Annotated in this window: 12 protein-coding genes; 2 read left to right on the top strand and 10 right to left on the bottom strand. The window is 27.9% G+C overall.

Annotated features, from left to right (window positions below; all coding sequences use genetic code 11):
- Positions 1-248: 248 nt before the first annotated feature.
- The 4 genes from HUJ77_RS01830 to HUJ77_RS01845 all read right to left on the bottom strand — a co-directional run bounded on the left by HUJ77_RS01830 (position 249) and on the right by HUJ77_RS01845 (position 4,537).
- Positions 249-668 carry a hypothetical protein gene (locus HUJ77_RS01830; protein ID WP_291706864.1) on the bottom strand — a complete coding sequence of 140 codons (420 nt, stop codon included), beginning with the start codon at positions 666-668 and terminating at the stop codon, positions 249-251.
- A gap of 126 nt (positions 669-794) precedes the next feature.
- Positions 795-1,874 carry a sensor domain-containing diguanylate cyclase gene (locus HUJ77_RS01835; RefSeq protein WP_291706865.1) on the bottom strand — a complete coding sequence of 360 codons (1,080 nt, stop codon included), beginning with the start codon at positions 1,872-1,874 and terminating at the stop codon, positions 795-797.
- 133 nt (positions 1,875-2,007) lie between these two features.
- Complete coding sequence (locus tag HUJ77_RS01840) at positions 2,008-3,126, bottom strand: Ger(x)C family spore germination protein (protein WP_291706866.1); 1,119 nt, start codon at positions 3,124-3,126, stop codon at positions 2,008-2,010.
- Complete coding sequence (locus tag HUJ77_RS01845) at positions 3,116-4,537, bottom strand: spore germination protein (RefSeq protein ID WP_291706867.1); 1,422 nt, start codon at positions 4,535-4,537, stop codon at positions 3,116-3,118. The genes HUJ77_RS01840 and HUJ77_RS01845 overlap by 11 nt, the downstream gene beginning before the upstream one ends.
- A 329-nt stretch (positions 4,538-4,866) precedes the next feature.
- Between HUJ77_RS01845 and HUJ77_RS01850 the strand changes: the two genes are divergently transcribed.
- Both HUJ77_RS01850 and HUJ77_RS01855 read left to right on the top strand, forming a co-directional pair.
- Complete coding sequence (locus tag HUJ77_RS01850; protein WP_291706868.1) at positions 4,867-5,961, top strand: endospore germination permease; 1,095 nt, start codon at positions 4,867-4,869, stop codon at positions 5,959-5,961.
- A gap of 213 nt (positions 5,962-6,174) precedes the next feature.
- Positions 6,175-6,330: a zinc-ribbon domain-containing protein gene (locus HUJ77_RS01855; RefSeq protein WP_016207738.1), complete on the top strand. Its 156-nt coding sequence runs from the start codon at positions 6,175-6,177 to the stop codon at positions 6,328-6,330.
- Between the two features lie 297 nt (positions 6,331-6,627).
- On the opposite strand, the gene HUJ77_RS01860 is transcribed toward HUJ77_RS01855, so the two are convergent.
- The 6 genes from HUJ77_RS01860 to HUJ77_RS01885 all read right to left on the bottom strand — a co-directional run bounded on the left by HUJ77_RS01860 (position 6,628) and on the right by HUJ77_RS01885 (position 12,573).
- Positions 6,628-7,455: a hypothetical protein gene (locus HUJ77_RS01860; RefSeq protein WP_291706869.1), complete on the bottom strand. Its 828-nt coding sequence runs from the start codon at positions 7,453-7,455 to the stop codon at positions 6,628-6,630.
- A 127-nt stretch (positions 7,456-7,582) separates the two neighbouring features.
- Positions 7,583-8,515 (bottom strand): prenyltransferase, encoded by a 933-nt coding sequence (locus HUJ77_RS01865; RefSeq protein WP_291706870.1) that lies wholly within the window; start codon positions 8,513-8,515, stop codon positions 7,583-7,585.
- The gene (locus HUJ77_RS01870; RefSeq protein WP_291706871.1) at positions 8,515-9,354 is read right to left on the bottom strand and encodes a carbohydrate ABC transporter permease; all 840 of its coding nucleotides are present in this window, start codon (positions 9,352-9,354) and stop codon (positions 8,515-8,517) included. The genes HUJ77_RS01865 and HUJ77_RS01870 overlap by 1 nt, the downstream gene beginning before the upstream one ends.
- Positions 9,335-10,216: a sugar ABC transporter permease gene (locus HUJ77_RS01875; RefSeq protein ID WP_291706872.1), complete on the bottom strand. Its 882-nt coding sequence runs from the start codon at positions 10,214-10,216 to the stop codon at positions 9,335-9,337. The genes HUJ77_RS01870 and HUJ77_RS01875 overlap by 20 nt, the downstream gene beginning before the upstream one ends.
- The gene (locus HUJ77_RS01880; RefSeq protein WP_291706873.1) at positions 10,209-11,483 is read right to left on the bottom strand and encodes an ABC transporter substrate-binding protein; all 1,275 of its coding nucleotides are present in this window, start codon (positions 11,481-11,483) and stop codon (positions 10,209-10,211) included. Before HUJ77_RS01880 ends, HUJ77_RS01875 begins: the two co-directional genes overlap by 8 nt.
- 1 nt (position 11,484) lies before the next feature.
- Entirely contained in the window at positions 11,485-12,573 is a 1,089-nt protein-coding gene (locus HUJ77_RS01885; RefSeq protein ID WP_291706874.1) for an ABC transporter ATP-binding protein, read from the bottom strand.
- Positions 12,574-12,795 lie beyond the last annotated feature (222 nt).

Here is a 12,795-nt window from a genome sequence, read left to right on the forward strand (position 1 = left end):
ATAATAATATCAATTGCTGAAAGCATTTTTTAAGCTAAAAAAGAAAAGCTCTTGTTAATGCTATTGCCAAAAGCTTTTCTTCTTTTAATATTTTCCTTAGGGAAATTTCACAATTAACTATCTCATTTTATTATATTATTATTATCTTACTTTTTATCTATAAATTTATAAATTATTTACGTTCCGTAAGGTTACGTTTAATTATTTTCTCACCTAATTAGCCTTAAAACTTTGTATGCAAAGTATTTTTATGCTACAGCTACATATTCCTTAATAGAGTCTGGAAGTTCTTCTAAGCATTCGCAATTTAAGTTAATAAAAATATTCAAGTTATATTTTTGAGAGAATTCCTTTAGCTTTTTAAACAAATTAATTGATTCAGATATATTTTTGTTAACAATATTTGATAAAGCATCAACATAAACGTTTTCAACATCGTAATTTTGAGATATTACACCACACATAAGCCCATAAAAACTTTCACAATCTAAGACACCTAGCTCATTAGTATCTACAAACCTAATCTTTCCCTTTAACTGTAGCATTCTTCTTGCGTCATCATCGATATAAACAGAATCACCTTTTGCCATTAATGAACGTTCATTTGCAAGCTCAATTAATTTTTTGGATTTACCTGCACCTCTTTTTGAACAAAAAATTTGAATCATTGGAATCCACTCCTTTAATAGATTTTTTATATCTTAGTTTATATATATTCTTTACTAATGATTTTATTTACACTAAAATCATTAATAAAATAAAAAGATAGAGAAACATTTTGCTCCCTACCTCTATTACCCAAAAAAATGTGAACTCATAACTTTATTCTTACCTGCATGCTTAGCTTTGTAAAGAAATTTATCTGCACAATTTATTACAGCCTCTAGAGTATCACCGTCATAGGGATAAAAGCCTAGGCCAAAACTTGCTGTTATATTCTTCTTTATTTTTCCTTCAGAAACATAATTTTTAGATAGAGCTCTTCTAATAGAGTTTATCCTATCATATATTGCTTTAATATCATCAGTACAATCTATATATAATATTATTTCCTCTCCACCATATCTAGCTATTACATCTTTCTCTCTTAACATGCTTTTTATTAAATTCGTAGTATCTATTAAAACCTTATCACCAAATTGATGACCTAAAGTATCATTTATTTGTTTAAAATCATCAAAATCTATCATTACTATTGCATATTCTTTTACATCTTTATTTTTTACTCTCTCATTTACGACTTTATAAAAAGTTTTTCTATTATATATTCCAATTAAAGCATCACACTTAGCTGATTTTTCAATCTTCTTATATAAAATTGAATTTTCTATTGCTATAGCTATTTGACTTGCTATAGAATTTAAGAAAATTTCATGAAATTCAGTAAAGAAATTATAATGAGTATGATCCACTACAATATACCCAATAACCTTTTCTTCTACCTTAATTGGTATACCAATTCTTGAGTGAATATAAATTCCATTATTATCATCCCAAGTTATTGCTGTCTTAGAATTTAAAATAAAAGTTTTGTGGTTATTCATATATTTTATGCATTCTTCGCTAAGTTTTATACTTTCTTCTGTACCATTAGTAGCCTTTATAATAAATTCTTCATTTTCATTTAGGTAAATACTGCATTGAGTAACTCCTATAATCCCTATTATCATATCATTAATCATAGGTATTATAGCTTTATTACTTAAATTTGAATTTATATAATTACTTATTAATATTACATTTGAAAGCATATCTAAACTTTTTTCATATTGTACATTTCTAGTGCTCAATTCTTGTATCTTATCTTCAGTAATTTTTTGATAACCTTCATAATCTGATTTAATTTGTTGATATTTAACTTTATAATCGTCCATACTCCCTCCCCATTTTTACGTATAGTATGAATCGAATTCTTAAAAATTGTATAAATTAATCTTACTTTATTTTCCTTTTAATATCAATATGTTTTTACTATATTTGTAAATCATATGAATAGTTATGTATATTTTACAAACTATCTTTCACTATTCCAGTTCCCTCAATAGTTAAATCAACATTTACTTCTAGATCTGTTATACTAATAGGATTATCAATAGTTTCCTTTGGATAATTAATATTTAAAAGTCTTGCTATATCAAAGACATCTATTCCTTGTTCTTTATACTTTCTAAAGGAATTTTCAAGATAAGCCTCAATTTCCTTTTCCTTTGATGCCTTTATGTAATCTAATAGTTCTTTATCTACTATAGCTCTCCCTTGAATTTCTGCAATGGAGACTCTAAGCTTTAAATCCTTAACTAATTTTATTCTTGTATTATCATAAATTAAACTACTATTAGTATTATTGCCCAAAATTTCTAAAGTTATAAACCCTTTTTCATCTTGTGGATTAGAAATTTCTAAAGTTCCCTTATTAACCTTATTAGTTAAAAGATTGTAGCTCATAGCTTCTCTTGAATCTATTCTATCTACTAATTTTCCATCTTTTATTACAGCTCCACCACCAATTTCTATTTTCTTATCTAAAGCATCTTCTTTAATTTCAACACTTCCTATTACATAAGTGTTATTGGATTCTTTTTGATTGCTTAGATAATCATTGATGTTTGCTCTCATAGCTCTTGGATTTCTGGTATTTCTATGAACTAATTCTTCAAGATAAAGTCCTAAATACTCTTCATCGCTAGAAGTTATTTTTAATAATTCCTCAACTTCTCCAAAGTAAACAAACAAATCTGGTTTTATTTGAAATTCTTGATTATTATTTATTAAATCTGTGTATTTATTTATTCCTTCTTTAGCTGCTCTTTCTGTAAATATATATGCTCTATTTTGAGAGTAATTTAATTCATAGCTAGAAGCCAAATTAACATCTCTTAATGCTTCTAATGTTGTTTTACCCATTCCCTTATATATTATTCTCTTTCCCTTATCGGAACTTTCATTAGTACTTCTATATGGTTTAACGCAATCTACATAAATCACTGATCTACCAAAATCATCAGTATCAAAAATAATGCTAGTTGCAAAGCTTACTTTATTTATATCTCTATAATTAAAGCAACCAACTAGTAATAAAGGAAGAAATGCTACAGAAAGAATTTTAATAAAAATCTTAGCCTTCATTTTTATCTCCCCTTTTTATAAAATCTTTTGATATTCTCTGTAAGGAGCCTCTTAAAATTACATCCTTAAATTTATATTCACTTATACTTCCAAGTGGGAATAGGAATTGATATCCTACTGAATCTAATTCAGATAATTGTATTATAAGTAGTATACAGCCTGATAAAAAGCCTGGAACTCCAAAGGCAGCTGCAAAGCATACTAATACTAATGCCCAAAATGATAATGCTCCATAAAGCTTTGGTATTAAGAAATAAGATAATGTGCTTAAAGCTACTACTATAATAGTAATTCTTGAAGCTATTCCTGCACTTACAGCAGCATCCCCTAATATAAGGGCTGAAACTATACTCATTGCTCCACCTATAGGCTGTGGTAATCTTAGCCCTGCTTCCTTTATAAACTGGAATGCCAGCATCATTAAAATTACTTCTACAAAGGTTGGAAATGGCACACCAGCTCTAGAAACTGCTAATCTAAACATAAATAAGGAAGGTATCATTGCAAAATGATATGTTATTATTGCTACATATAATGCAGGTACTAAAGTGGCAGTGAAAAAAGCTATCCATCTTAATATTCTATTAAAATTACTATAATATTTATTTAGATAGTAATCATCTGGCATTTGAAAATTTTCCAAGAAAAAATAAGGTACTGTAATTACAAAGGGAGTTCCATCTACTATTACCCCAACTCTTCCTTCTAATAGCTTTGCACAAATTTCATCTGGCTTTTCAGTATATCCTACTGTATCAAAAAAGCTATTTTTACTTTTAAGGGCATCTTCTATGTAATTAGTATCTAATATAAATCTTAAATCTAAATTATTAACTTGTTTTTTTACTTTATCAATTAATTCCTTAGGAGCTACTCCATCTAAATAACATACTGCAATAGCTGTTTGAGATTTTTCTCCTACTATTAGAGCTTCAAATTTTAAGTCTGGATTTTTTATTCTCCTTCTTATTAAAGCTACATTATTAACTATTAATTCATTAAAGCCTTCTCTAGGTCCTTTAAGAACTGATTCTGTTTCAGGAGTGCCAACTCCCCTTACAGGAAAGCCCTTAGCTTCTACATACATTATTTCTGTGTATTTTTCAAAAACAACCGCTGGATCCCCTGATAATACATGCATTATGGCATCATCAGCATCCTTTGCTATTCCTGCTGCATTTATATCTAAAGCATTTTCAATTACTTGTTGTAATGTTACAAATTCACCACCTTTAGGAGGCAAATCTCCAAATCCTCTAAGTGGAGATACAACATATTCACTTATCATTTCGGCATTACATAAGTCATCAATAAATACTATAGTTGCCTTGCCTAATACAGTCTTTACAGGCCTATATTTCACATCAAAGGAGTTTTTTAATTTCTCCTTTATATATTCTAAATTATTCATATACATCACCTGTTTGTATTATTTGTTGTAAATAACTTTAATATGCACCAAGAGAGGAATTACTTTAAACTTCTAAATTATTTTTCATATTTATTCATATATTTAGAAGTTTTAGCTAATACTTTCTATATGAAGATAAATATTATATTTCTTATTCCATCGCTTCGCTCCAAGTCACCGAAACATAGTATTTATCTTCCTACAAATTTAACAAACTGAAGGAAATAATTCCTCATTTCATTCGGAATTATGAAAATTGTTAACATATTAGACTTTTTATAATTCCAAAAGAAAGTATATGAATTTATATTAATTGAAAGGGTTTTATTATGAACAAAATTTCTAGTAAGCATTTTATATTATTTATAATTGGGGTATCTATGATTTCAATTAAGACTTATATGTCAGTATTTATAGATATAGGGGGAAGAGATACATGGCTGGCTTCCTTAATAGCAGGAATAATTTTTATTTTATTCTTATTTTTCATAACTACTATTTATAAAACTACGGAGGCTTCTGATATAAATGATATTTTTCTTAAAGCACTGCCAAAGCCTTTAGGAATATTCTTTCTATTTATATTTATATTAGCTTTATTTATAAACGCTATTGAATCAGCTGCTGTTGATGCTAATGTACTTCATACAACTTTATTTATTGATACTCCAGTTTGGTATGCATTAATATTTTTTATAGTACCTTCACTGTTTATTTTCAGTAAAAAGATTCGTACAATATTAATCTTTATACTAATAAGTGTTTTTGTACTTATATTAAATGGAATTGTATTCTTTATACTTTCACAAATGTATAAGGATATCAACCACTTACTACCTGTCCTTGGCACTGGATTGTCTACTAAGTTCTTTACTACAATTTTATTAATTTTAGGAAGCTTATCTTCCTTTATGATAGTAACTCCTTTTATAAAGTTTATTGATAAAGATGAGCACATCGTTAAACATAGCTTTTATTCTGGTGTCATTGTTATTGCATTTGTAGTAATATCCTTTGTAGGTGCAATAACTGCCTTTGGTCCATATAGAGCTGCAAATATCTTTTATCCTGAATTTGTACTAAGCCAAAGAATTGAGGTAGCTGGATTTTTAGAATTTGGAGAGTTATTTTTTATAGTTCAAACAGTTATTGGTTTTTTTGTAAAATATCTTTTATCTAGCTATAGCATATTATTAATATTAGAGAGAGTATTTAAAAATAAACCTTTAATTATAGGAATTTATACTTTTCTAACTTATGTTTTCTCAAATTTCCTAGGTATGAATAATTTTTACCTATATAAAATATTAAGGTACATACAAGTTGTGAATCTAGTAGCTTTTGTGATAATTCCTATAATAGTATTTACTATGTATTACTTAAAATTTAAAAAGAAAAGAACTTCTAATAATTTATCCAAATGATATTTTTCTATTATTTTGAAAATTTTAAATATTAAAAAAATATTTTTATAATTTTAGAAATACGTCTTGCAATATTTTCCCATTATGCTATAATGTAGTTGAATATTTAAATGATTAGGAAAAATTCGATAAATTTGTCCCCTTAAAGTTCATTCTTGTCCTTAAGGAAGATAATATCAATTTATACCTATGAATTTTAAGGAGGAAATTAAAATGGAAGATAAGAAAATAATTTGTAAAGATTGTGGAAAGGAATTCGTTTTCACAGTTGGAGAACAAGAATTCTACAAGGAAAAAGGATTCGATAACGAACCAGTAAGATGTCCAGATTGTAGAAGAGCTAGAAAAGCACAAAACAACAGAAGATAGTTTCTGTTTTTAAATAAAGGTGATATCAAGATTTCTTGATATCACCTTTGTTACTTTTATGTATTATTCTATAAAATTAGGACAAAATAATCTAAATAAGAATTATACATAGGAGAAATTAAAATGAAATTCACAAAATTATTTTTTACATTATTAGTTTTACTAACACTAATTTTTTTAATATTTAAATTCTCATTTTGGTCAATAACTCTAATAATATTACTATCCACTATTTTTCTACTAGTAGATTTTTTTCATCTTAAAGTTTAAAGATAATTTAATTATATAGACACTTAATTATTTATTTTGTATTAATTTTTCACCATTATATAGCTTATTAATTTCTTCCTCTCTATACATCCATTCTTGGCATAAATCAAAATCTTCTTTTTTGTATTCCCCATTAATTTCAAAGGTAAAGCTTTTAAAACCTTCTGCTATCTCCTTAGGGAAACCACAGTATTCCATAAAATAATTAACTTTTTCTTCACCAGTGGAATTATTAAAAATTTCTGCTACTTCGTTTAATGCTTTATGAAAATTTCTAACTCCTTCTGGATTCTTATTATAAAAATCTTCATCAAAGCACCACATAACTAGATTTTTATCACTATTTCTTGAATCCCAAATTACTTTTCCACCATTATTAACTACTTTAGAAACAAAGGGTTCTATTGCAACTAAAGCATGAATTTCTCCATTATTTAAGGCTTCAATTCTCTCATTAGTGTTGTTAATCCAAACTATTTTAGGATTCTTTATAATATCCTTTAAATCATTTTCTAAAAAGAGCCTAAAAAGTCCACTTCTATTAACACCAACCCTTATTCCTTCTAGACTTTCAGGTAAATTCTTACCACCAACTAAGTTTATAGTTCTTGTTAAATTTGATGTAATAACAGCTCTTTTACCCTTTTCAAGCATATAAAAGAAGAAGGTTGTATCTCCCATCATAGCATCTGATCTGCCTTCTAAAAATTCTATATTCCCATTAAAGAAAAAATCTTCATCTAAATATAAATTCATATCTATACTATATTTTTTAAATATTCCTAGTCTATCAGCTAATATTGAAGTTAAGCTTAATGGATTCTTCTTTATTAAATTTAAATTTATCCTTACCATTCTTCCTCTTCCTCCCTTAATATTCTTATATCTATAAAATTATATTGTTCTTTGACCCTGTAACATATTATCCCTAAGGCGACTTGAAGCTTGCCACGGAGACTTATCATACTATGGTACAGTGCCCCTATACAATATAAAAAATAATATATATTAAAAATTCTAAAGACATTATAAAGTGAAAGCTGTATATAAGCAGTAATGGTCTTGGTCCCCATTCTTTCCCCATTTCTTTATATACTTCCTTTATTTTATAATACTCCTTATACCACTTAAGGTATCCGTAATAATAAAATATAAGTAAGCCTGATATAAATATTATTAAGGTTATTTTTGAAGTTACAAATAGTATTATCCAAGCTACTATCATAATTATTCCTTCTGGTATTATTAGCTTTATAGAATTTCTAAAGCCTATAATATGTGGCAAAGTCACTCTAATACCCTTGTCCTTTTCATAATCAGAAGTATTATTTGTAGACATTAAAAATACTGTCATTATCATAGCTATAAGAGAATATAAGAATATTTCAATGCTTACTTTACCTTGTTGTATATAAGCAGATACAAAGGAGCTTATTCCTCCTGCAAATATCCCTGATACTAATTCACCCACTGGATAAATTATATAAGGCTTTGGTCCTAGAGAATACGTTATTGCAGCTAGTGCACTTAATATTCCTATAATTAATATATTGATATTTTTAGTTATTAAAACTACTAGAAGCCCAGAGCCTCCACCTAATGCCAGCATAAATATTAAGGCTATTACTGCATCTAAAAACTTTGCATCTCCCCTAACTAAGCCTTCACTTCCTAGGTGTCCTGTAAAGGTATCTTCATTTTCTTCATTCTTTAAAAATGCCCTTATTTCATTTGCTATATTAGCCACTATATTTAAACTAAAGCCAGAAATAAACATTAAAATTAAAGGCAATACCTTTATATCCTTTGCTAAATAAGCTCCAAACAATCCCCCACTTAAAGCAGGAAGTCCTGTGGCAAAGCCAGTTCTAAGCTCCATAACTGTATAAATACGTTTAAAAAAATTATTTTTCATTACCTAATGCTCCCTGATGTAATTCCTTCATAAATATGTTTTTGTAAAAATATAAAAAATAATATCATTGGTATTATGCTTATTACAATTCCAGCACAAATTACCTGCCATTCTGTAGATGCTGGTCCTATAAAATTAAATAAACTAGTGGAAATAGTATTTAACCCTTCACCAGGCATATATAAAAATGGTACATAAAAATCATTATATATTGAAATTATTTTAAGCATAATAGCTGTTGCTGTTGCAGGCTTAAGTAAAGGAAATATAACCTTTCTATATATTTGAAAATATCCTGCTCCTTCTAGCATTGCCGCTTTATCTAAGTCTTTTGGAACCTTTTCTAAAGCTTGTATATAAATATAAACCATTAACACATCTGCACCTAAATATATAATTATTGGAGCAAGTCTAGTATTGTATATACCTAAAGCATCTACTATTTTAAAGGTTGCTACTTGAGACATTTCCATAGGCACTATTGATACAAGCAAATACATAAATAAAATTAACCTTTTAAATTTAAATTCAAATCTACTTATAACAAAGGCAACCATAGAACCTAAAATTACACTACCTATTGCTCCAAAGAATATTAATATAAAGGTATTAATAAATCCTACAAGCATTTTCCCATTTACAAAGGCTTTTATATAATTTTCAAAATAAGTAAAGCTATTTGGCGGCGTAATTCCACTAGTTCTTGTAAATTCATCATAGGTTTTAAAGGAACCAAAAATAACAGTTATTAAAGGTAAGAAAACTATTATTGTCCAACCTATTAAAGCAGTATATTTTAATATTTGGGCTATTATAGACTTAATATTCATCTTCATCATTACTATATACCTTCTTTTGAATAATTGTTGCTAATATAATTACTACTGAAATTATTACTGCCATAGCAGCTGCAAGTCCTATTTTCTTTTGCTCAAAGGCTGTTTTAAGAGTTTGTAATAAGAATGTACTAGTTCCATTGGAACCATTAGTCATTATCATAGGTATTTCAAAAACAGATATAGCTCCTATAATAAGCAAAAGGAAATTTATTTTAATTATTGTGTGTATATTAGGCAATATTACATATCTAACCTTTTGGATAATAGAAGCTCCTTCTATTTCTGCAGCCTTTATATATTCCCTTGGTATAGATTGAATTGCTCCAAAATACATAATAAAGCTTCTGCCTGTAAACCTCCAAAGAGATATACTTGCTAAGGTGTAATTAACAATTCTAGGATCTCCTAGCCAATAATGTACAAACTCTCCAAGACCTAAGGCTCCAAGTGCTGCATCAAAGGTTCCCCCTGGTTCAAAAAACACTCTAAACATCATTGATATAGCAACTCCACTTATAAGAGTTGGAAAAACAAAGCTAGCCTTAAAAAAGCCTTTAAATTTTACCTTTGATGATAGCATAACAGCAAAAATCATAGCTATTATTATTTGAAGTATTCCTGATAAAAAATAATATAAGCTATTTTTAAATACCTGAAAATATGCTGGATCTGTTAAAACCTTTATATAATTATTAAAGCCAATAAATTCTTTAGTACTTGATATTCCATTCCAAGATGTAAAACTATAAATAACTATTTCAATTATAGGTAAAAATCCAAATAAGAATAATAAAAGAATAGGAAAAAAAAGAAAGAGAAAAATAATTTGTCTTTCTTTTTTTATGAAATTTATATTATTCATTTGCCTTTACTGCTGCTTCCCACTTAGCTTCTAAGGAGTTTACATAATCAGTATAGCTTTCATTTTGATTTGGATATAAACCTATATTAATAACCTTTTGAAGTACATCTGTTAATCTTCCAACACCTACTTCATTAGCTATTGCAGCATATTTTGCATCAATTTCTGGAGTTTCAGTAGCTGATGTTAATACTATATTATTCTTTTCAAAAATTTCTTTTTGTTCAGCAGTTAAATCTTCTCTATTTGGTGATATTCCACCTAAATCTTCTGCATATCCACTTTCAGCTGAAATAAAGAACTCTAAAAATGCCTTAGCTGTTGCTTTATTTTCACTATTCTTATTTATTCCAATTACTGATGGTGCTCCAAAAGCAATACTTGTTTGACCATTAAACTTAACAGGTAATGAAGCAATGCTTATTTTGCTACCATTTGATGTAAGACCTTGAATCATCTTTGCATCTTGAGAACCCTTCATTATCATAGCTACCTTACCATCTGCTAACATTTGTAATGATTTATTAAAATCTCCTGTTATAGGGTCTGGTTCTGTAAGTCCATTTGAAGCTAATTCATAGAATAAATCCATTATTTCACGAATTGGTTGACCTTCTTTAAATCCAGTTCCTGCCTTTAACATTTCTGATCTATATTCTTCTCCACCATAAGAAGTTAATGTTCCTCCCCAAGTTCCTAAAGTCTTATTGTAATTTGTATAGAAGGGAATTGCATCAGTATTTTCTTTTATCTTCTTACATGCTTCTATAAATTCTTCAGTAGAAGTTGGCATTTCTTCTACTCCAGCCTTCTTTAAAACTTCTTCATTATAAATAATTCCTAAGCTATTTAAAGCAACTGGTAGTCCATATGCAACATCATTGTAATCTGCTTCTGTAACATCAATGTACTTTTCTTCAAGTTCAGAAACACTTCCTAATCCTTCAAAATAATTTTCATATTCTTCAGGTGTTCCATTCATAGTAAATGGTATAAATAAAACATCCCCATAATCCTTAGTATTCATTCTAGTTGCTATATACTTGTCATAATCTGCAGCTGATTCCCATACTATATCTTCTACATTTGGATATAGCTTTTTAAAATCCTCTTCAATTTTTTCAAATAACTCATCAGCATCTGTTCTAGAGGTAACAACTTTTATAGTTCCACCAATTTCATCATTTTTCTTTTCTTCCTTACTCTTACATCCAACCATAAGGATTGGTAACATTAATAAGCTTGCTATTATCTTCTTTGCCTTCATCTTAATTGCTCCTTATATTTTGTTTTGTTAGTATATTAAAAATATTAGCTTTGTTAAAATTAAAACTAATATTAATTATATCTCCTACTTTTATATTGCTTACCTTATAATCCTTTAAAGTAACCTTAATATCATTATGTCTAAGATAATAAATTGTTTCACTTCCAAGATACTCAATTTTTTCTACAGTTCCTTGAAAATATTCTTCATTAGGCTTGTCCACCTTAATAGTATCTTCAGATCTTATTCCAATTATATATTTGCCTTTATTTAAATCATTAAACGCTTTAGGCTTACTAAACTTAATTGAGTCTCCTAAAATTATAAAATCTTCATCTATAGTTACGTCTAATAAATTTATTTGAGGTCTACCAATAAAAGTAGCTACAAATATATTACTAGGCTTATTATATATTTCCAAGGGACTTCCTATTTGCTGAACTTCTCCATTATTTAAAATAACTATCTTATCAGCCATAGATAAGGCTTCCACTTGATCATGAGTGACATATATTGTGGTTGCATTTAATTCATTATGTAAATTCCTAATTTCATTTGAAGTAGAATTTCTAAGCTTAGCATCTAAATTAGATAAAGGCTCATCCATTAAAAAGCACTTAGGATTTCTAACCATAGCCCTAGCTAAAGCTATTCTTTGCCTTTGTCCACCTGATAAATTCTTAGGCTTAGACTTTAAACACTCCTCTAGCTTTAATATCTTAGCTGCCCACATTACCTTCTCATGAATTTCCTTTTTATTTTCCTTCCTTATCTTCATTCCAAAAGCAATATTCTCGTAAGCTGTTAAATGAGGATACAAAGCATAATTTTGAAAAACCATAGAAACATCCCTATTCTTAGGCTCTATATCATTAATTACTTTACCATCTATTATTATTTCGCCTTCAGTTATATCCTCAAAGCCACAAATTAAATCCAAAAGAGTTGATTTTCCACTTCCACTAGGTCCAAGTATTACTACAAATTCACCCTTTTCAATTTTAAAATCTATATTTTTAAGTGCATACTTATCAGCATTCTTATACTTCTTAGATAAATTTTGGAATTCTATATAACTAATATTAATCACCCCCATATAAGTAAATAATTATAAAGTTTTACAATTGCTATATTAGTATATATCCATTTGGATTGATAAATCAATAACAAAGTGAGATTTTGCTGCTCAAAATAATGAAAAAATTAAATTCGATTTTGCTTTAGCAAAGAAAAGCTTCATTCTTTCATTATTACTAAATTCCGACCTTGGAGGAATTTACACCTTAATTATGCATTGTGCATTACGCATTAT

It is taken from the genome of Clostridium sp., assembly GCF_021443865.1.
Classification (GTDB): domain Bacteria; phylum Bacillota; class Clostridia; order Clostridiales; family Clostridiaceae; genus Clostridium.

What these genes read in the sequence shown, in the direction of transcription:
- HUJ77_RS01860 (WP_291706869.1), bottom strand. Translation starts at nt 7,455, where the DNA reads ATGGTAAGGATAAATTTAAATTTAATAAAGAAGAATCCATTAAGCTTA.
- HUJ77_RS01880 (WP_291706873.1), bottom strand. Translation starts at nt 11,483, where the DNA reads ATGAAGGCAAAGAAGATAATAGCAAGCTTATTAATGTTACCAATCCTT.
- HUJ77_RS01840 (WP_291706866.1), bottom strand. Translation starts at nt 3,126, where the DNA reads ATGAAGGCTAAGATTTTTATTAAAATTCTTTCTGTAGCATTTCTTCCT.
- HUJ77_RS01865 (WP_291706870.1), bottom strand. Translation starts at nt 8,515, where the DNA reads ATGAAAAATAATTTTTTTAAACGTATTTATACAGTTATGGAGCTTAGA.
- HUJ77_RS01830 (WP_291706864.1), bottom strand. Translation starts at nt 668, where the DNA reads ATGATTCAAATTTTTTGTTCAAAAAGAGGTGCAGGTAAATCCAAAAAA.
- HUJ77_RS01875 (WP_291706872.1), bottom strand. Translation starts at nt 10,216, where the DNA reads ATGAATAATATAAATTTCATAAAAAAAGAAAGACAAATTATTTTTCTC.
- HUJ77_RS01870 (WP_291706871.1), bottom strand. Translation starts at nt 9,354, where the DNA reads ATGATGAAGATGAATATTAAGTCTATAATAGCCCAAATATTAAAATAT.
- HUJ77_RS01855 (WP_016207738.1), top strand. Translation starts at nt 6,175, where the DNA reads ATGGAAGATAAGAAAATAATTTGTAAAGATTGTGGAAAGGAATTCGTT.
- HUJ77_RS01835 (WP_291706865.1), bottom strand. Translation starts at nt 1,874, where the DNA reads ATGGACGATTATAAAGTTAAATATCAACAAATTAAATCAGATTATGAA.
- HUJ77_RS01850 (WP_291706868.1), top strand. Translation starts at nt 4,867, where the DNA reads ATGAACAAAATTTCTAGTAAGCATTTTATATTATTTATAATTGGGGTA.
- HUJ77_RS01845 (WP_291706867.1), bottom strand. Translation starts at nt 4,537, where the DNA reads ATGAATAATTTAGAATATATAAAGGAGAAATTAAAAAACTCCTTTGAT.